Origin of the sequence: Thermus brockianus (assembly GCF_021462505.1) — a bacterium.
Lineage (GTDB): Bacteria > Deinococcota > Deinococci > Deinococcales > Thermaceae > Thermus > Thermus hydrothermalis.
In genome coordinates this window covers 41,245-59,174 of record NZ_JAKEDV010000008.1, presented here as the reverse complement: position 1 = coordinate 59,174, position 17,930 = coordinate 41,245, and the positions used below count along the sequence as shown (strand labels likewise).

Sequence of the window (17,930 nt, the reverse complement as noted above, 5' to 3'; positions counted from 1 at the left end):
GCTACGGGCACAAGGCATTCCGGTTCCAACGGAGGAGGTCCCGGTACGTGGGCACCCTCCGGTCCAAGGCGTCGGTGTAGAGGACCACGAGCCTCGCCCCAAGCTCCTCCGCCAGCCGGCGCAAAGGAGCAGGATCCAGTTGGGGCTCCGCCACCACCAGGTCCACCCCCTTGGCCTCCGCCTCCTTAAAGAGGGCCAGGCGTTCCCGGACGCTTCCCTCCTGGCCGTGGGCGTCCTTAAGAGCCCCCACGATCTCCAGGCCGTAGCGCCGCGCCAGGTAGGAGAGGGACAGGTGGCTCACCACCACCCAGAGCCGCCTCCCCTCGAGGCAGGCGGAAAGGGCCTGGTCCTCCCGCTCCACCGCTTGGCGGAAGGCCTCGAGGTTCTTGCGGTACGCCCCTTCCCCCCTCGGGTCCAGGCGGGCGAGCGCCGCCGCAATGCGCTCGGCGTAGCGCAGGGCGTAGGTGGGGTCCAGCCACAGGTGGGGGTCGCAGTCCCCGTGGAGGTGGACCCCCTTTTCCCGGAGGCCCAGGAGGCCGCAGATGGGGTCGGGCATCCCCGGGGCGAGCTCCACCACCCTGGCCCCCGGGGGTAGAAGGGCCCTGAGCTTTGGCAGGTAAGGCTCCAGGCCCAAGCCGTTGGCGAAGAGGAGGCGGACCCGGGAGAGTTGGGAGGCGGTGGAAGGCCGCAGGTCAAAGGCGTGGGGATCGGCCCCGGGGGGCACTACGCTCTCCACCCGGACCCTATTCCCTCCCACCTGGCGCACCAGGTCCGCCAAGACGGTGGTGGTGGCCGCCACCTGGAGCTGGGCCAGGGCGGAGGCGGCGAAGAGGCTAAGGGCGAGCAGCCTCCTCATCGCTCCTCCAAAGGGACTTCCACTCCTTCAGGTGGCGGCGGGCAACGGGAGGGAGGTGGCGCAAAAGCCGCTCCCGTCCCTCCCCCCGGAGGGCCCGCACCCTCTCCTCGTGGGCCTGGATGAAGGGCAGGTAGTGGGCGAGGCCCTCCCCAAAGGGAAGGGGCTCGGCTTGGGGGGCCACTTCCGGGGGATAGGGCGGGAGGGAAGCCCGGTAGAACCGCTCCTTGGGCCTGAGGTAGAGCACGCCCCGGTACCAGAGCCCCGTGGAGTGGAGCACCGCCTCCTCCCCCAGGTAGAGGCTGGAGCCCACCCCCTTGGGATGGGGAGCCTTCCGGTACCCCAGGGCCTCGAGGAGGCCCTGGGCCGCATCCACCCCCAGGAGGTACATGAAGACGGGCATGGGGTTCATGGCCGCACCAGAACCAGGCGGGTGGGGCTACCCCCCGTGTGCAGGTACCGGACCACCCGGCCCCTCTCCCCGTCCACCTCGGCCACGAGGCCCAGATGGGGCAGGCTCACGTAGAGGAGGCCCCGCTCGGGCCAGGGGGCCAGGTCGGGGTAGATGGCGCCCCCGGTGTCCTCCTCCATCTCCGGGAAAGGCCGGGCAAGGCGGAGCTCCCTAAGAAGCTTCCCTTCCCGCCCCTCCAGCACCTGGAGCCTCCCGTCGGTGAGGAGGACGTAAACCCGCTTCCCGTCGGCCTTGGCCCTTAGCAGCGCGCCCCCGAGGGGGATGGGGGTTAGCTGGGGGCCTCGAGGGTCCAGGCGCTGCAGGTGGGTAACCTTGTCGGAGTAGCCGAAGAAAACCCCATCCCCCTTCAGGAAAGCCCCAACCCGCTCGCCCACGGGGTAGGCCAGGCGGGCAAGCTCCCTACCCCCCTCCAGGACCAGCACGTCCTTCGCGCAGGCGAAAAAGCTCCGGCCCGTCTCGGGGTGGAAGGCCTCCCCGTGCTCCACAGGGCAGGCGAAGCGCCCCCGCTCCGCCCGAAGCTCCCGGTCAAAGAGGACCACCTGCCCCCGGGCCAAGAGGGTGAGGTACGTACCTTCCGGGGCCTCCACCACGTGGTAGTGGTCGGGGTTGGGGAGCCTCAGGGTCTCCGCCTGGAAGGCCGCCTTCGGGTCCAAAGCCTCCTCATCAAAACGGAAGGCCAGGGCGTCCCGCTCGGCGAAGGCGAGGAGCTTGCCCCCCAAGGTGTAGGCCTCCGAGCCGTGGCCGATGTTCCACCCCCGTCCCAGAAGGAAGCTCTTGGCGATCACGGGCCGGCTCCAACGCCCCTCCTCCTTCCCCGTCCAGACCACGGTGAGCCACTGCCGGTCCGTATCCCGACCCCGGGACACCAGAAGGTAGCGGCCCGAGGGCGTGGCCACCAGGCTCATGCCCCGGGGAGGCAGGGAGAGCTCCGCCACCGCCTGGCCCCCGGGCAGGTCCAAGGCGAGGAGACGGCTATACCCCGGCCGGTTGTCCAGGACGAAGAGCCGGGCCTCCGCCTCAAAGGCCTCCGGCCTCTCAGGTACGGCGGCGTGGCCCAGGGCCTGGGAGAGGAAAAGGAGGGTAAACCCGAGGAAGATCTTGGTCCACTCGCGCACGGCGCACCTCCTCAAGTGACTGATATTGACAATGCAATCTCAAAAAGTCAAGCCCCAGAGAAGGACCCGCCCCCTGCGGGGGCGGGCGGAAGGAGGAGCCCCTCGCCTAGGCCCAAACGTCCTCAGGGTGACGCACGCTTTGGGGCCGCGCCTTAAGCGCCTCCAAGGCCTCTTCCTCGCTCATCACCGGGTTCTGGTAGCGGATGCCCAGGGCCTCCCCCATGAGGCGGAAAACGTGGGTGTTGTCCACAAGCCCCAGGTTCAAGAAGCGGAGGCCCTGCCCGTAGAGGGCGAGAACCACGGGGCTTGCCGTGTGCTGCCCAGAGCTATAGCCGATGTTGGGCCGGTCAGGCTTAGCTGCGTTGCGCTGAACCATGGCCCAAGCCATGGTGTTGTCCGGCTGCACCCCTTGGCGCACGCCCTCCGGCCAGTAGACCCGTTCGCGGATGGCCCGCACCACCCGTTCCGCCTCCTCGTCCGTGAGGGCCACGCCCTTCATGGACCGGTAGGCTTCCTTCACCTGGGCGGCGTCGGGGTTGTTGCCAAGCTGGCGACGCATGTGCTCAAAGCTCGCCTTTTGTGCCTCGAGGAGGTCAATCCCGGTGGAGCTCTCCAAATAGCTCCGCCCCGCCCCGTAAAGCGCCCCGACCCCGGTGGCGTGGTCGGAAACCAAGAGGAGGAGGGTGTCGGGGTTGCGGTCCACGAAGGCGGTGAGAAGCTCTAGCGTTTCATCGGCGGCAAGGACATCCCAGAGGGTAGCCGCGGCATCGTTCAGATGGTTGGCGTGGTCAATCCGGCCCGCCTCCACCTGGAGGACGAAGCCGTTGCGATAGGAGGCCAAGCGGGGCAAGGCCGCCTGGACCATCTCCTTTAGGCTCGGCACCCGCACCCCCTGGAAGCGCCGGTCCACCTCGTAAGGGACGTGGCTATCGGAAAAGACCCCAAGAAGCTTGCTGGCGTTGGTGCGGGCGAGCTCCTCCGGGGTCTTCACCACCCCGTAACCCGCCTGGGCGAAGGCGGCGTAGAGGTCCTTTTTGTCCTGTCGCCTTTCCGGGTTGAAGAACCGGTCCCCACCGCCCAGGTAAACCTCGGCCCCAAACGCCAAGTACTGCTCGGCAATCCGCTCCTCGGCGTTGCGGTCGGGGTTGGACACCACAAACCCTGCGGGTGTGGCGTGGGTGACGGTGGTGGTGGTGACCAGGCCCACCGCCTTCCCCGCCTCCTTGGCGGCGGCGAAGAAGGGCTTGAGGGGCGTGCCATCCGCATGGATGGCCAGGCCCCCGTTTACGGTCTTCACCCCGCAGGACATGGCGTTGGCCGCGGCGCTGGACTCGGTGACGTAACTGGTGAGGCTATAGGTGTTCACCAAGCCGTTAGGGTAGCGGGCAAGAAGCCTTTCCAGGGCGAGGACCCGCCCCTGGCGCCTTCTGGCGTAGGCCTGGGCCACGGCGTAGTCCTCCCAGGAAAAGCCATCGTAGACGAAGACGATGAGGTTCCGGTACCGCCGCCCTAGGGAAGGAGCGTTCTGGGGAGCCCCCTGGGCCCTTCCCCTGGGCATAAGGGCCAGGGCCCCCGCCATGAGGCCGCCTTTTAAAAGGTCACGCCTTTTCACGGCATATCACCTCCAGGACCAAAACTATAGGTGCCTTTTCAGGAGCGTGTCATGGCCGGGCCCTAACGCCGGTTTTCCCCTCCGCTACCGCCGGAAGGCCGCAAGGTACCCACCAGGCCCAACCCGAGCTGACCCTGTCCTGACAGGACGCAGGTAACGTCTTCTCAGGCATGAAGGGACCCTGGGCTTTGCTCCTCCTCCCCACCCTCATCTTTCTGGCAGCCTTTACTTACCTCCCCTTTGCGGTGGCGGCTAAGGAGGGCATTCCCGCACTCCCTAAGCTGCTTGCCCCGGAGAACCTCAACGCCCTCAGGGTTACCGCCCTTTACACGCTCCTCACGGTACCCTTGTCCGTAGCCTTGGGCCTGTTGGCCGCCGTGGCGGTGGAGGGGGACGGCCGGCTAAGGCTGCTTGCCCGGCTTCTTATCTTTCACCCCGTCATCCTGCCCACGGTGGCCTTTGCCGCTGTCTTCCTCTACCTGCTCAACCCCTTGGGTCCCCTTCGCAACCTCCTCCAGGCACTAGGGCTACAAAACCCCTTAGGGGAACCCCTTAGCGCCTTCTTGAGCGTGGCCCTGGTGGGCATCCTGAAGGATGCGGGCCTGTACATGCTCTACTACCTGGCTGGGCTCCAGGCAATTCCCAGGGAGCTCCTCGAGGCCGCCCGGGTTGACGGGGCCGGGCGGGTCGCCACCTTCTTGCGGATTTCCCTGCCCCTGCTCTCCCCCACCACCTTTTTCGTGGGGGTAATGGCCGTGCTGGGGGCCCTGAGGAACGTGGACCACATCTTCGTGCTCACGAAAGGGGGCCCTATGGGCGCCACGGACCATCTTCTTTACCGCATTTACACCCTAGGATTTGAGTACTTTGACTTTTCCCAAGCGGGGGCCCTGAGCCTTGTCCTGCTCACTGCTCTCACCCTCCTCGCCCTCACCGCTCTACCCCGCTTGGAGCGAGGTGTACACTATGACGCTTAGCCCTGTGCATCCTAAGGTCTTCCTCCGCCGCGTGCGGCGTATTTCTTGGGAGGGTGCCCGCCAGCTACCCGCCCTCCTCTTCGCCTTGCCCTACGCCCTTATCGCAGGGTATACCCTCCTCGCCGCCTTCACCCCTACCGCAGACCTCAACCGCGGGGAGCTAGGCAGGTTCACCTTGGAAAACCTCAAGCTTGCGTGGAGTTCCGCCGACTTCCCTCGGCTTTACCTCAACACCCTGGCCTTCACCCTTGGCCTCCTTCTAGTGCAAGTCTTGACCGTGACCACCGCCGGTTTTGCCCTTGCTCATCTAAAGGGACGGGGGAATAACACCCTCTTCTACCTGATCCTCCTCCAACTTTTCCTCCCGGCCTCCGCGCTTATCCTGCCCAACTTCATCCTCGTTCAAAGGCTCGGCCTAGCCGATACCCTAACCGCCCTGGCCCTACCCTATGTCGCCTCGGCCACGGGCGCCTTCCTGCTGCGCCAGGGCTTTCTGCAAATACCCAAGGAACTCGTGGAGGCCGCTTACGTGGATGGGGCCACGCCCTGGCAGGTCCTCTGGCGGGTTCTCCTGCCCCTAGTTCGCCCCCAGCTCGCTGCCTTTGCCTTGGTCAGCCTGGTCTATCACTGGAACGAGTTCCTGTGGCCCCTTGTGGTCATCCAAAGCCCCGAAAAGCGCGTGCTCTCTTTGGGCTTTGCCAGCTTCGCCCGTTCCGCTGAGAGCGGGATGGAGTGGGGCCTGATCGCTGCGGGAGCCTTACTGGTGGCCCTACCCATGGTCACCGCCTTTCTGCTCTTCCAGCGAAGCTTCGTGGAAGCCTTTGCCCGGAGTGGGCTAAAAGGCTAGGGAGGTGAAGGGATGAGGACAGGAAAGATAGCCGGCCTTTGGGTTCTGTTGGGGATTGGCCTAGCGCAGAGCACCACCATCACCTTCTACTACCCGGTGGGGGTGGCGGGCCCTCTGGCCCGCTTTATTGAAGGCTACGTCCGCGAGTTTGAGGCCAAGAACCCGGACATCAGGGTAAACACGGTTTTCGGGGGCAACTATGAGGAAAACCAGGCCAAGGTGGTGGCGGCCATAAAGGCGGGAAACCCACCGGATACGGCCATCTTGCTTTCGCAACAACTCTACACCCTCCTCTCGTTGGATGCCATAGAGCCCTTGGACGCCTACATCGCCAGGGACCCCGAGCTAAAGCAGGCGGTAAACGACTTCTTTCCCGCCTTCATGATGAACTCCACCCTGGATGGAAAGGTCTATAGCCTCCCCTTCCAGCGCTCCACGCCCATCCTCTACTACAACAAAGAGGCTTTCCGAGAAGCAGGGCTAGACCCGGAAAAACCCCCCGCCACCTGGGACGAGCTGGTGGAGTACGCCAAGCGCCTCACCAAGCGGGACGCCCAAGGGCGCATCGTACGCTACGGAGTAGCCATTCCCACCGAGGACCGTTCCACGTGGCTCCTTGAAGCCCTCACCATCCAAGCAGGGGGTCTGCTTTACGACCCCGCAGGAAAGGGGTGCAAGGTCCTGGTGGACACGGAACCGGTGCGTAAAGGGATGCAGTTCAAAGCCGATCTCGCCCGGAAGCACGGGGTAAGCCCCGAGGGGGTGGTGGCCTGGGGGACCACCCCGGGAGACTTCACCGCCGGCAAGGTGGCTATGATCTACCACTCCACGGGCTCCTTGGGCTTTATCCGAACCAACGCCCGCTTCCCCTTCGGCACCGCTTTCCTTCCCAAACTGGTGCGGTACGGGACCCCCACGGGCGGAGCCAACTTCTACCTCTTCAAGGGCTCCGATCCCAAGAAGCGGGAAGCCACCCTCCGATTTATCAAATTCATGACAAGCCCGGAACTCCAAGCACGGTGGGCTTTGGACTCGGGGTATGTGGCCGCCCGCCGTTCCAGTTGGAACCTCCCCATCATGCAGAGGTACCTCCAGGAGTGGCCCCAGGCCAAGACAGCTCGCGACCAACTGGCCTACGCCCGGGCTGAGCTTCCCGTCTACAACCTCCAGCAGGTCAAGGACATCATCGCGGAGGCGGAACAGGCGGTGGTCCTGGGCCGGAAGGACGTGCGGGAGGCCACGAAGGAGGACCAAAGGCGGGTGGAGGAGGCCTTAAGGCCCTTCTGCCGCTGATCTTTAGGACAAAGGTTGGGGGGGCCCAGGCCCCCCTGACCAATTCCTGACACGGAGAACATAGGGTATAGGGGCCATGAAGGGGACCATACTCCTTGCCCTCTCGGCCCTCCTCTTTGGAGGCGCTTGGGCGCAAACCCTCACCCTCTACACCTCGGAGGTCCTGGCGGACGTCAACGCCCTGGTGGAAGCCTTCCGGGCCCGGAACCCTGGGGTCCAGGTGCGCATCTTCCGCTCAGGAACAGGCGAAGTGGTGGCCAAGGTGCGAACGGAGTTAGAGACGGGCAACCCTCAAGCGGACATCCTATGGTTTGCCAACGAGGCGTTCCTCAAGGAGCTGGCCGAGCGGAGGTTGTTGCGCCGGGTGCCTCCCTCGGTCCCGGGGTACCCGGTGCAGTACGCTCCTGGAGGTGGGCTCTACCACGAGGTACGCCTCCTCTACAACGTCATCGCTGTTAACACCCAACGCCTGACCACTCTCCCCCAAAGTTGGCGGGACCTCCTAAAACCCGCATACCGGGGCCTTATCGCCATGCCCGACCCTAATTTCTCAGGGGCTGCCCTAGCCACGGTGGGGACCCTCACCTCACGGTTCGGGCAACGCTTCTGGGAGAACCTGCGGGAGCAGGGTCTGGGCATTGAACAGTCCAACCCCGTTCTCCAGCAAAAGCTTGCCCGGGGAGAGTACGCTCTGGCCATCACCACAGACTTTGGGGTACGGCAAGAGGCGGCCAAGGGAGCTCCCCTGGTGGCCATCTACCCCCGGGATGGGGCCATCCTGGTGCCCACGCCCCTGGCCATCCCCATCTGGAGCCGCAACCCACAACTCGCCGAGCGCTTCCTACGCTTCCTCCTGTCGCCCGAAGCTCAGGCCATCTTCGCCGAAAGGGGCTACTACCCGGTCATGCCCCAAGCCCCCAAGCCTAAGGGTGCCCCGGAAAGGGTCGCGACCATTCGGGCTCAATTTGCCGACCAGGAAACCTTAGAGAGGTTCAACACCCTCTTCGGCCTCAGGAGGTAAAAGTGAGGATAATAGGCTATTTTCGCTTGTCTTTGGCCTTCCTCGCCTCACCGCTAGCCTGGGGCCAGGATGCCGGAACCCTAACCCTCTATGTCTCCGGAGCCCAACTGCCCGACGTTCAGGCCATCGTCAAAGGTTTTAATCAAATCTATCCCCAAGTGGAGGTGCGGGTATTTCGCTCGGGAGCAGGGGAAGTGGCGGCCAAAATCCGTGCCGAACTGGAAGCGGGCAATCCCCAACCGGACCTCATCTGGAGCGTTGGCACCGAGCTTTTCCATGAACTCCGGCAAAAGGGCCTTCTGCGGCGCGTCACCCCGACCTTTCCCTCTTTACCCCCCCAATACGTCTACGAGGGAGGCTACTATTATGAGGTACGGCTCCTCCACAACATCATCGCTGTGAACCCCAAAAGGGTCCCCACACCCCCTACCGCCTGGGCAGACTTAGCAAGGCCGGGCTACAAGAACCTTGTGGTCATGGCCGATCCCAATTTCTCCGGACCTGCCCTCGTAGAGCTAGGGTATCTAACGGAGCGCTATGGATTCTCCTTTTGGCAAAAGCTTAAGGAGAACGGCTTAGCCATAGAAGCCTCAAATCCGGTACTTCAACAGAAGCTAGCCCGAGGCGAATACGGGCTTGCCATCACCAACGATTACGGGGTCCGACAGCTCCTGGCGGAAGGGGCCCCCCTGACCCTCGTATATCCCAAAGATGGAGCGGTCTACGCCCCTACCCCCGTCGGCATACCCACGTGGAGCCGCAAACCAGACCTGGCAGAAAAATTTCTTCGCTTCCTTCTCTCCGAACGGGGCCAGCAAATCTTCTCCGAAAGGGGTTACTACCCCGTTATTCCCGGTTCTCCTCCGCCCAAAGGAAGCCCCCAACGCCTGGCCAGCGTGCGCGGGTCGGAGGCTAGCCGGGAGGTCCTAGAGCGCTTCAATGCCCTTTTTGGCCTGCGGAGATGACCCTACTCCGGCACCTCTATCCGCCCATCCCCTTCGCCCTCACCCTCCTCGTTGCCTCGCCCTTAATCGCCCTTCTCCCTAGAGGCCTGCCCCATCTCCTTCCCCCAAAGGACTTAGACGTGCTAATCCTTAGCTTGGGGCTCGCCGCCTCTGGAACCCTCCTGGCGCTTGGTTTGGGCCTCGCCCTGGCCTACCTGGCCCTAATGGGTGGCGTGAGCCGCTTCTGGGAGGGTGTGTTTCTCCTCTCCTACCTGGTCCCTCCGTTCGTCACCGGGATGGGCCTCCTCTTTACCCTCCAAGGGCTGGGACTAAAGGCGTATGGGGTGCCGGGCATCCTGCTCGCCTGGACCCTGCACTACACGCCCTTGGCCTACCTCCTCCTCAAGCCCCAGGTCCAAGCAGCCCTACCCCTGCTGCAAGCGGCCGGGGTCCACGGGGTGACGGGCTGGAGGCGCCTTTACGCCTTCCTACCCGCCCTCCTGCCCTCCCTCCTCGTGACGGGGGGTGCGCTCTACCTGGCCCTTCTCGGAAACTTCGGCGTGCCGGCAGTCCTAGGCTTGCCCGAGCGGGTCTACACCCTCCCCACCCTGGCCTACGCCCGCCTGACAAGCCCTTTAGCCCAGGACCCCATTGGCGAAGCCGCCGCCCTCGGGCTCTGGCTGGGGCTTTTAGCCCTTCCCGCGGTCTTCCTTTCCCGCCCACCTATCCTAGAGGCTCGCCAAGCCCTACCCGCGCAGAAACGGGGGAGCTTCCGCCTACTCTTCGCCTCCTACAGTCTCTTGGCCCTCGGCCTTGGCCTCCTTGGCCTACTCCGGGAAGCCCTCCTCAACCCCTACACCGGGGGCTGGGACCCCGCCTTCGCCCGCGCTTGGGAGCTCCCTCTTGTCCGCCAGGGGCTCCTCAACTCCGTCCTTTTGGCCCTGGTGGCCACAGGGGTACTCCTAGGCCTCGCCCTCCTCCTTCGCCCGTTTCCCAAGGCCACTCGGCCCCTGCGGGGAGCGTTGGACCTCGCCTATCTGATGCCGGGTACCCTCCTCGGTATCGGGCTCATCCTCGTCCTAGCCCCTACGCCCCTCTATGGTACCCCTGGCCTTCTCCTCCTGGCCTACCTTTGGAACTTCGCCAGTCTGGCCCTCCGGGCCGTGGAGGGAGGGGTAAAGGTGGAGGGGATGGTCCTCGCCGGCCGGATACACGGGCTCTCCCCAGCAAAGGCCTGGCTTCGGGTGGGGTACCCCCTTCTCCTCCCCTCCGCTTTCGCCGGGGCTTTCCTCATCTTTCCCTTGGCCTTCTCCGAGATTACCCTCTCCTCCCTTCTCTACGCCCCTGGGACAGAGACCGTAGGGGTGGCCGTCCTCTCCGCCCTCAATGGGGGGCTTTACCGGGAAGCAGCGAGCCTAGGGCTCATCCTCCTTGCCCTATCCGCCCTGGGCCTCTTGGGGAGGCCGAAATGGTGAGGCTTGAGGGGGTATGCAAGCGCTTCCCCACGGGCGGGGGCGTGGAAGGGGTGGACCTCGAGGTGCAGGAGGGGGAGGTGTTCGTACTCCTAGGGGCCTCGGGGAGCGGCAAGTCCACCCTCCTGAACCTGGTGGCAGGCCTCATCCCGCTGGACCGGGGCCGCGTGTGGATCGGGGGAAGGGATGTGACCCACCTGCCCCCGGAGCGGCGCCAACTGGCCTACGTGTTCCAGGACCAAGGGCTATGGCCCCACCTCACCGCCCTGGAGCACCTCCTCCTGGTGATGCCCAAGCCGGACCCTAAGGAGGCCCGGACCCTCCTGGAGCAGGTGGGCCTCTTGGAGCACGCCCATAAACGGCCCCACCAGCTCTCCGGAGGGCAACGGCAACGGGTGGCCCTGGCCCGGGCCCTCGCCCGCAAGCCCCGGGTCATCCTGCTGGACGAGCCCTACAGCGCCCTGGACCCGGTCCTTAGGGAGGGGTTGCGCCTCGAGGTCCGAACCCTCCTCAAGGAGATGGGAATAACCGCCATCCACGTCACCCACGATCCGGACGAGGCCATGCTCCTGGCCGACCGTGTAGGGGTGTTGGCCAGAGGCCGGCTCCTCCAGGTGGGCAGCCCCCAGGAGGTGTACCGCCACCCCAACTCCTTGGAGGCCTTCCTCGCCTTCGGACGGGCCAACCTCCTCGCCACCGAAGGGGGTGTCCTCGCCTTCCGCCACGAGTGGGTGCGCCCGGGTGGGGAGTGGGAGGGTGTGGTGCTGGAACGCCGGGATCTGCGAGGGGACGTCCTCTGCCGGGTGCGCCTGCCCGGGGGAGAGGCCTGGGTCCGCTGGGAGGGGAGCCCCGGAGAGCGGGTTAGGATAAGGATAGAGCCCCTCCTGTGCTTTTCCCCCACGACCCTTCCCCACCCGGCGGGCTAGGCAAGGAGGATTGGGGGTGTCCAATGAAAGGCCAAATCCTGAGGCAGAGGGCTTTCTTGGGCGAGTTGCTGGGCACCTTCCTCCTGGTGCTCCTCACGGTGGGGAGCGCCGCCAACGCCGTCCTCGAGCCCCGCCTGTCCCCAGGGGCCTACGGGTACGACGCCGTGGCCCTGGGCTCGGGGCTTGCGGTGCTGGTGGGCGTTTTGGCGAGCCGGGAGCTCTCCGGGGCCCACCTGAACCCCGCCGTGACCCTGGGATTGGCCCTGGGGGGTCTCTTCCCCTGGCGCCTCGTGCCCACCTACCTCCTGGCCCAGTTTCTGGGAGGCTTCCTGGGGGCTTTGGGAGCCTACCTGGCCTACCGGGATGGCCTTTTAGCCCGGGGCCTTCCCAACGTGTTTAGCACGGGGCCGGGCTTCCTCCGCACCGCCCCCGAGGCCCTCTACGGCTGGTCAGGGCCCATGGTGGCCGAGGTCCTCGGCACCTTTGCCCTCATGGCGGTGATCCTCTTTGCCGGACGGGACGGGCGCCTCCTCCCCCTCTGGCTCGCCCTCACCGTGGCGGCGGTGGGCTATGGGCTCGGGGGGCCTGGGGGCTTCGCCCTGAACCCCGCCCGGGACCTCTCCCCCAGGCTCCTCGCCTGGCTCCTTGGTGTGGAGGGGGCGGCGAGCCCTTACGCCTGGGTACCGGCCCTTGGCCCGGTCCTCGGGGCCTTCCTCGCCGTGGCGCTCCACCGCTACCACCGGGCGTAACGGATCCCTGCGGCGCTAGGCCCTGGCGGGGTTTTGGGAACAGGCCAAGTAGCTGGGCAGGACCTCCTCCAGGGGCGTCAGGGTGGGCAGGAGGTCCCTTAGCGGTTGGGCCAGGGGTGCGGTGTTCCCCCCTTTGAGCATGAGGTACTGGTCGCGGGTGATGGGGGCGAAGGGCAAGGGGGAAAGGAGGGGCACCAGGAGGTCCACGAGGGGCAAGGGGATGGGCAGAAAGGGCTTTTTACGGCCTACCGTGGCCATGACGAGCTCCAAAAGCTCCCGGAAGGTGTACTCCTTGGGCCCCACCAGGTCAAGGGTGCCCAAGACCTCCCCCTCGAGGGCCCGGGCAAAAGCCTCCGCCACGTCCCCCACGTACACGGGCCGGAAGGGGAAACGCCCATCCCCGATGAGGGGCACGAAGGGCAGGGGGGCGCACACGAGGCCCCGGAGGATCTTCCCGAAGAACTCGTCCCCCGGGCCGAAGATGAGGCTTGGGCGGAAGATGGTCCACTTGAGGCCGCTTTGGCGGACGAGCTCCTCCGCCTCCGCCTTGGTCTCGTAATAGCGGCTCCCCGTGCCCCGCCTGGCCCCCAGGGCGGACATGTGGAGAAGCCGCTCCACGCCGGCCTCGCGCATGGCGGTGAGGAGGTTTTTCACCCCCTCCACGTGCACCGCCCGAAAGGACTGGCCCCGTTCCCGGATGATGCCCGCCAGGTAGATGGCGGCCTCCGCCCCCTGGAGGTCCGGCACCTCCCGGGCGATATCCCCCGCCACGAAGACCGTCCCTTGGGGGAGATGGCGGGAAGACCGGGCGAGGACGATGGGGGTGTGCCCCCCCTCCAGGAGGCGGCGCACCACGTGCCGCCCCACGAAACCCGTGCCGCCGACAATAAAAACCCGCATTCTAGGCCGCTTCCAAGACCCCTTGGGCCTCCGCCTCGAGGGCCTCCAGGTCCAACAGGTAGACCTTGCGGTAAGCGGTGGCGATGAGCCCCTCCCGGCGCAGGTCAGAGAGGAGCTTGGACACCGACTCCCGGGTGGAGGCGGTGGCGTCGGCAATCTCCTCGTGGGAGACGGTCACGTAAAGCCCCCCCTCGTCCCGGAAGGAGGCGGGGGTGTCGGCGAGGAAGAGGAGGTAGCGGGCAATCCTGGCCCGTAGCTCCCCCGTCTGCAGGTGGGTTTCGTAGGCCAGGACCCGCCGCATCTGCCGCGCCAGGTTCCGGGCCACCTGGTGGAGGGCCTCGTGGTCCATAGCCCTAGGGTCAAACCCCTGCACCACCGCCTCCGTCATGGCCTCGGCAGCGTACCGGTGCCGCTTCCCCTCCAAGGCCTCCTCCCCGAAGTAGTCCCCGGGGAGCACGTGCCTGAGGGTCAGGGTGCGCCCATCGGGTAGGAGCTCCACGATGCGCACCAAGCCCGACTCCAACCGGTAAAGGGTGTGGGCGGGGTCCCCCGCCAGGTAGATGACCTGCTTGCGTCCAATCCGCTTCATGCTGCCTCCTCCCAAAACACCTGGGGGAGTCTCCCCAGGTCTTCCACATAAAGCGCGCCAAGCCGCCTGGCCTCCTCCGCCGTGGCCCCGACGCCCCCCAGGACCACCCGGGGGGCCAGGCCCCCCAAGGCCCCATCCGGTAGGGCCCTGAGGCTTTCGGCGAGAAGGGCGGAGAGCACCACCCCCCGGGCCCCCAGGCCCTGGGCCAGGGCCCTGAGGTCGGGTAGCGGGGTGTCGGGCCCCAGGTAGAGGGCGGGAAGCCCCTGGCGGCGGAGGTGATAGGCGGCCAGCATGGCCCCGATCTCGTGCCGCTCCCCGGGGGGCGTGGTGACCAGGATGGGGGCGCCCTTGGGGTGGCCCGTGAGGTCCAGAAGCTCCTGGAGCCGGGCCCGGAGGAAGGTGGAGGCCAGGTGTTCCTGGGCCACGGACACCTCCCCCCGGTGCCAGGCGTCCCCGATCTCCCGTAGGACCGGCAGGACCACCTCCCGCGCCGCGCCTTCTGGCCCCAAAAGGCGCACCGCCCGCCGGAACAGGGCCTCCGCCCCCGCAAGCTCGGCGGCGAGGAGGAGCCCTTTCATCTCCTCGGCCAGGGACTCCGGCCTGGTCTGCTCCGCAAGGACCCGGCGGATGGCTGCCTGCGGGGTAGCCCCTTCCTCCAGGAGGCGGCGGACGCGCTTTAGGGCCTCCACCTCCTCCTCCCGGTAGAGGCGGTGCCCCCCGGGGGTGCGCTCGGGCCGGGGAAAGCCGTAGCGGCGCTCCCATTGGCGGAGGACGTGGGCCGAAAGACCGGTGAGGGCCTCCACCTCGGCGATGGTGTACGCCCCGCTTCGGGTCATGCCCTTAGGGTAGCAGGGTGTCTAGGCTTTGTCAAGTTGTCGTCTAGGTTTGACAACAAAGCTGGGTTAAGCTTAGTCTCTTAAGTTAGGAGGTATGGCAATGAAGCTAAACGCCAGGCTATTGGTTTGGCTCTCTGCCGCACTCTTAGCTACGGGTGTAGCCCAACAGCCCCCTTCAAACAAAGCGGTCGTGGCGGGCCTAAACCTCACCCTGCAAGCATGTAATTTGAGTGGGGATGTTCTGACCTGCACCGTAGAGGTGCAGAACCCGCAGGACAAGACGATCACTCTTAGCATTAACGCCAACTCTGTCCAAGCTTTGACCGCTTCCGGGTGGCTCTACCTGGGGCAGGCCTCTGCCAGTTCGCTCAAGCTCGCCCCTAAAGGGAAGGCGACTTTGAAGCTCACCTTCCGGGGGGTGAATACTCCCTCCGCTCTGTTCGCCATGATCCAGGTGGGGGACGCTCGCTTCCGTGGAGTGGTGGTCCCTGGATCGCTTCAGCTAGCTGCGAAGGAAGGGTATTGTTTATTTTACCAGGGATGGTCGGACGGATTAGTTTGTCACCTAGCTCGCGCCAACGAAACAGATACGGATATCACACTACGGGTTGACCCTAGAGAGTCTTTCGTAATTAGCGATGTGGGAGCGAGGTACATGGGAACAAGAGTGGTCCTGGGACAAACATTATATGACTATAACGCTACGGTAGACCTTACTGTTCCGGCCCACACCACAACCCGCGTAGGCGTTATGTTCGTAGAAGGCGGCTTGTCAAAGCTTAGCTATCGCCCGGAACAAGTCCAGATGGTTCGCTTTAAGGTAAGTGGAGGATTTTTGGAACTTCGGAACGTGCCTGTTCGCTACTGCGGCACAGACGCCAACGAAGCATGTACTAGCCTTCAACCCTTCTAGCTCTTTGCCAAATACCCAACCAGTTGAGCTCCCGGTGGTCATCCACCGGGATAAGTTTTTCAAAACCCACGAGGCAGATCGGAGACAGGGAACCCGCTATTTCCATTAGCGCCTTTTAGCCCTATTTTCTTCTCGCCAAACAAGAGCTTGGCTTTCATCGTAGCAAAGAAACAATACAAGGGTGAGCAAGCATGGAGACTGGCCCTCTCCCCAAGTTCCGCCCAAACCTTACTCCCTAAAGTGTGGCAGGGACAAACGTCCTGTCCTTCTTGTAAACTAAGGTAAGGTTTCGTATGGAACCCGATTGGAAACGCCTAGCGAGCCTCGTCCGCATCCACTCCTCCACCTTCTATTTGGGAAGCCTCCTCTTTCCCCCGGTGGAGCGGAAGGGGGCCTGGGCCGTCTACGCCGCCTGCCGCCTGGGGGACGAGGCGGTGGACGGCCCCGGGGGCGGGTGGGAGGCCCTTTCCGCCTGGTGGGATGGGGTGGAGCGGGCCTACGAGGGGAGGCCCCGGAGGGACTGGGAGGTGGGCCTCGCCTGGGCCCTGGAGCGCTGGCCCATACCCTTTGAAGCTTTCCGCCATATGAAGGAGGGCTTTCTCACCGACCTGGGCCCCGTGCGCCTGAAAACGGAGGCGGAGCTCCTCCGCTACTGCTACCAGGTGGGGGGCACCGTGGGGCGGATGATCCTGGCGGTGGCGGGAGGGGAAAGGGCCGAAGAGGAGGCCATCGCCCTAGGGCAGGCCATGCAGCTCACCAACATCCTCCGGGACGTGGGGGAGGACCTCGCAAGGAACCGGGTCTACCTGCCCGAAGACCTTCTCGCCCGGTATGGGGTGCGGGTGGAGGACCTCCACGCCGGTAGGGCCACCCCAGGCTACCGGGCCCTCATGGCCTACCTCGAGGCCCAGGCCCGCGCCCTCTACCGGGAGGGCCTAAAGGGCATCCCCCGGCTCCGGGTGGGCAAAGCGGCCATCGCCCTCGCCGCCCTGCAGTACCAGGGAATTTTGGATAAACTCAGGCTCATGGGTTACGAGAACCTGGCCAGGCGGGCCCACCTGAAGCCCTGGGAAAGGCTTTGGCTCATCCCCCAGGCCTACCGCCTGGCCCGCATGGCGGAGTGATGCGCCTCGTCTGGCACCGGGCGGACCTCCGCCTGCACGACCACCCGGCCCTCCTGAAGGCCCTGGAGGAAGGCCCCGTGGTGGGCCTCGTGGTCCTGGACCCCAACAACCTCAAGACCACCCCTCGGCGCCGGGCCTGGTTTCTGGAAAACGTCCGGGCCCTGCGGGAGGCCTACCGGAGGCGGGGCGGGGCGCTTTGGGTCCTGGAAGGCCCCCCTTGGGAGAGGGTGCCCGAGGCGGCGAGGGCGCTCCGGGCGCAGGCGGTCTACGCCCTAAAGAGCTACACCCCCTACGGCCGCCACCGGGACGAGCGGGTGCGGGAGGCCTTAGGCGTTCCCCTTCACCTCCTCCCCGCTCCCCACCTCATCCCCCCCGACCTTCCCCGGGGTTACCGGGTCTACACCCCCTTCCGGCGGCACTTCCAAGGGGTGGGCCTTCCCCTGCCCGCCCCCGAGGCCCTGCCAAAGGCCCCGGAGGAGGGGGACCTCCCCAGGGAAACCCCCAACGTGCCCCTTCCCGAGCCCGGGGAAGAGGCGGCCCTTGGCCGGCTCCAGGCCTTCTTGGAGGAAAAGCTTCCCCGCTACGCCGAGGAGCGGGACCGGCTGGACGGGGAAGGAGGCTCGAGGCTCTCCCCCTACTTCACCCTGGGGGTCCTCTCCCCCCGCCTCGCCGCCTGGGAGGCCCTAAGGCGGGGGGGAAGGGGGGCGGAGAAGTGGGTGGACGAGCTCCTTTGGCGGGACTTCTCCTACCACCTCCTCTACCACTTCCCCGAGATGCGGGAAAGGGCCCTAGACTCCCGGTGGGAGGCCCTCCCCTGGAACGAGGACGAGGCGCTCTTTGCCGCCTGGCTAGAGGGACGGACGGGCGTCCCCCTGGTGGACGCCGCCATGCGGGAACTCAGGGCCACGGGCTTCCTCTCCAATCGGGCCCGGATGTGCGTGGCCCAGTTTGCCGTGAAGTACCTCCTCCTCCCCTGGCGGAAGGCGGAGGCCGCCTTCAAGGCCCTCCTCCTGGACGGGGACACGGCCCAAAACCTCCAGGGCTGGCAGTGGGCCGGGGGGCTTGGGGTGGACGCCGCCCCCTACTTCCGGGTCTTCAACCTGGTGGAACAGGGAAAGCGGCACGACCCCGAGGGGGCTTGGCTCCGCCGCTTCGCCCCCGAGTACGCCTCCTACGAGCCCAAGGACCCCGTGGTGGACCTTGTGGCGGCCAGGCGCCGCTACCTCTCCTTGGCCCAGGCCTTGGCGAAAGGGTAGCCCAGGCGGGAGAAGGCCCCCCTTCCCCGGG

General features: G+C 65.8%; 17 protein-coding genes. 10 read left to right on the top strand and 7 right to left on the bottom strand.

Annotation, left to right across the window (positions count from 1 at the left end):
• Position 1: 1 nt before the first annotated feature.
• The 4 genes from LXN00_RS10095 to LXN00_RS10080 all read right to left on the bottom strand — a co-directional run bounded on the left by LXN00_RS10095 (position 2) and on the right by LXN00_RS10080 (position 4,052).
• On the bottom strand, positions 2 to 856 hold the full coding sequence (locus LXN00_RS10095; protein WP_234507885.1) for a metal ABC transporter substrate-binding protein: 855 nt from the start codon (positions 854 to 856) through the stop codon (positions 2 to 4).
• Entirely contained in the window at positions 834 to 1,265 is a 432-nt protein-coding gene (locus tag LXN00_RS10090) for a hypothetical protein (RefSeq protein ID WP_234507883.1), read from the bottom strand. Before LXN00_RS10090 ends, LXN00_RS10095 begins: the two co-directional genes overlap by 23 nt.
• The gene (locus LXN00_RS10085; protein WP_234507881.1) at positions 1,262 to 2,440 is read right to left on the bottom strand and encodes a hypothetical protein; all 1,179 of its coding nucleotides are present in this window, start codon (positions 2,438 to 2,440) and stop codon (positions 1,262 to 1,264) included. The genes LXN00_RS10090 and LXN00_RS10085 overlap by 4 nt, the downstream gene beginning before the upstream one ends.
• 106 nt (positions 2,441 to 2,546) lie before the next feature.
• On the bottom strand, positions 2,547 to 4,052 hold the full coding sequence (locus tag LXN00_RS10080; RefSeq protein ID WP_234507879.1) for an alkaline phosphatase: 1,506 nt from the start codon (positions 4,050 to 4,052) through the stop codon (positions 2,547 to 2,549).
• 170 nt (positions 4,053 to 4,222) lie between these two features.
• On the opposite strand from LXN00_RS10080, the gene LXN00_RS10075 reads away from it, so the two are divergent.
• The 8 genes from LXN00_RS10075 (at position 4,223) to LXN00_RS10040 (ending at position 12,281) form a co-directional block, all read left to right on the top strand.
• The gene (locus LXN00_RS10075; protein ID WP_234507878.1) at positions 4,223 to 5,029 is read left to right on the top strand and encodes a carbohydrate ABC transporter permease; all 807 of its coding nucleotides are present in this window, start codon (positions 4,223 to 4,225) and stop codon (positions 5,027 to 5,029) included.
• A 31-nt stretch (positions 5,030 to 5,060) separates the two neighbouring features.
• Entirely contained in the window at positions 5,061 to 5,876 is an 816-nt protein-coding gene (locus tag LXN00_RS10070) for a carbohydrate ABC transporter permease (protein ID WP_326491138.1), read from the top strand.
• Between the two features lie 12 nt (positions 5,877 to 5,888).
• Positions 5,889 to 7,169, top strand: a complete 1,281-nt coding sequence (locus LXN00_RS10065; protein WP_234507874.1) for an ABC transporter substrate-binding protein — start codon at positions 5,889 to 5,891, stop codon at positions 7,167 to 7,169.
• A 76-nt stretch (positions 7,170 to 7,245) separates the two neighbouring features.
• Entirely contained in the window at positions 7,246 to 8,190 is a 945-nt protein-coding gene (locus LXN00_RS10060) for an ABC transporter substrate-binding protein (protein WP_234507872.1), read from the top strand.
• A 2-nt stretch (positions 8,191 to 8,192) separates the two neighbouring features.
• Positions 8,193 to 9,155: an extracellular solute-binding protein gene (locus LXN00_RS10055; RefSeq protein ID WP_234507870.1), complete on the top strand. Its 963-nt coding sequence runs from the start codon at positions 8,193 to 8,195 to the stop codon at positions 9,153 to 9,155.
• Entirely contained in the window at positions 9,152 to 10,609 is a 1,458-nt protein-coding gene (locus tag LXN00_RS10050; RefSeq protein ID WP_234507868.1) for an ABC transporter permease, read from the top strand. Before LXN00_RS10055 ends, LXN00_RS10050 begins: the two co-directional genes overlap by 4 nt.
• Positions 10,603 to 11,532, top strand: coding sequence for an ABC transporter ATP-binding protein (locus LXN00_RS10045; protein WP_234507865.1), 930 nt, complete (start codon positions 10,603 to 10,605; stop codon positions 11,530 to 11,532). Before LXN00_RS10050 ends, LXN00_RS10045 begins: the two co-directional genes overlap by 7 nt.
• Positions 11,533 to 11,555: 23 nt before the next feature.
• Positions 11,556 to 12,281: an MIP/aquaporin family protein gene (locus LXN00_RS10040; RefSeq protein WP_234507863.1), complete on the top strand. Its 726-nt coding sequence runs from the start codon at positions 11,556 to 11,558 to the stop codon at positions 12,279 to 12,281.
• A gap of 15 nt (positions 12,282 to 12,296) precedes the next feature.
• On the opposite strand, the gene LXN00_RS10035 is transcribed toward LXN00_RS10040, so the two are convergent.
• From LXN00_RS10035 to LXN00_RS10025, 3 genes are read right to left on the bottom strand one after another with little or no spacing between them, the layout of a single operon-like run.
• Complete coding sequence (locus tag LXN00_RS10035) at positions 12,297 to 13,181, bottom strand: complex I NDUFA9 subunit family protein (protein WP_234507861.1); 885 nt, start codon at positions 13,179 to 13,181, stop codon at positions 12,297 to 12,299.
• 1 nt (position 13,182) lies between these two features.
• Positions 13,183 to 13,770, bottom strand: a complete 588-nt coding sequence (locus LXN00_RS10030) for a helix-turn-helix domain-containing protein (RefSeq protein ID WP_234507857.1) — start codon at positions 13,768 to 13,770, stop codon at positions 13,183 to 13,185.
• Positions 13,767 to 14,606 carry a MerR family transcriptional regulator gene (locus LXN00_RS10025; RefSeq protein ID WP_234507855.1) on the bottom strand — a complete coding sequence of 280 codons (840 nt, stop codon included), beginning with the start codon at positions 14,604 to 14,606 and terminating at the stop codon, positions 13,767 to 13,769. The genes LXN00_RS10030 and LXN00_RS10025 overlap by 4 nt, the downstream gene beginning before the upstream one ends.
• Before the next feature lie 1,206 nt (positions 14,607 to 15,812).
• Here LXN00_RS10025 and LXN00_RS10020 point away from each other — a divergent pair.
• Positions 15,813 to 16,643 carry a phytoene/squalene synthase family protein gene (locus LXN00_RS10020; protein WP_234507854.1) on the top strand — a complete coding sequence of 277 codons (831 nt, stop codon included), beginning with the start codon at positions 15,813 to 15,815 and terminating at the stop codon, positions 16,641 to 16,643.
• Entirely contained in the window at positions 16,643 to 17,899 is a 1,257-nt protein-coding gene (phr, locus tag LXN00_RS10015; protein ID WP_234507851.1) for a deoxyribodipyrimidine photo-lyase, read from the top strand. Before LXN00_RS10020 ends, phr begins: the two co-directional genes overlap by 1 nt.
• Positions 17,900 to 17,930: the final 31 nt, after the last annotated feature.

What these genes read in the sequence shown, in the direction of transcription:
- LXN00_RS10095 (WP_234507885.1), bottom strand. Translation starts at nt 856, where the DNA reads ATGAGGAGGCTGCTCGCCCTTAGCCTCTTCGCCGCCTCCGCCCTGGCC.
- LXN00_RS10090 (WP_234507883.1), bottom strand. Translation starts at nt 1,265, where the DNA reads ATGAACCCCATGCCCGTCTTCATGTACCTCCTGGGGGTGGATGCGGCC.
- LXN00_RS10075 (WP_234507878.1), top strand. Translation starts at nt 4,223, where the DNA reads ATGAAGGGACCCTGGGCTTTGCTCCTCCTCCCCACCCTCATCTTTCTG.
- LXN00_RS10065 (WP_234507874.1), top strand. Translation starts at nt 5,889, where the DNA reads ATGAGGACAGGAAAGATAGCCGGCCTTTGGGTTCTGTTGGGGATTGGC.
- LXN00_RS10060 (WP_234507872.1), top strand. Translation starts at nt 7,246, where the DNA reads ATGAAGGGGACCATACTCCTTGCCCTCTCGGCCCTCCTCTTTGGAGGC.
- LXN00_RS10050 (WP_234507868.1), top strand. Translation starts at nt 9,152, where the DNA reads ATGACCCTACTCCGGCACCTCTATCCGCCCATCCCCTTCGCCCTCACC.
- LXN00_RS10045 (WP_234507865.1), top strand. Translation starts at nt 10,603, where the DNA reads ATGGTGAGGCTTGAGGGGGTATGCAAGCGCTTCCCCACGGGCGGGGGC.
- LXN00_RS10040 (WP_234507863.1), top strand. Translation starts at nt 11,556, where the DNA reads ATGAAAGGCCAAATCCTGAGGCAGAGGGCTTTCTTGGGCGAGTTGCTG.
- LXN00_RS10035 (WP_234507861.1), bottom strand. Translation starts at nt 13,181, where the DNA reads ATGCGGGTTTTTATTGTCGGCGGCACGGGTTTCGTGGGGCGGCACGTG.
- LXN00_RS10030 (WP_234507857.1), bottom strand. Translation starts at nt 13,770, where the DNA reads ATGAAGCGGATTGGACGCAAGCAGGTCATCTACCTGGCGGGGGACCCC.
- LXN00_RS10025 (WP_234507855.1), bottom strand. Translation starts at nt 14,606, where the DNA reads ATGACCCGAAGCGGGGCGTACACCATCGCCGAGGTGGAGGCCCTCACC.
- LXN00_RS10020 (WP_234507854.1), top strand. Translation starts at nt 15,813, where the DNA reads ATGGAACCCGATTGGAAACGCCTAGCGAGCCTCGTCCGCATCCACTCC.
- phr (WP_234507851.1), top strand. Translation starts at nt 16,643, where the DNA reads ATGCGCCTCGTCTGGCACCGGGCGGACCTCCGCCTGCACGACCACCCG.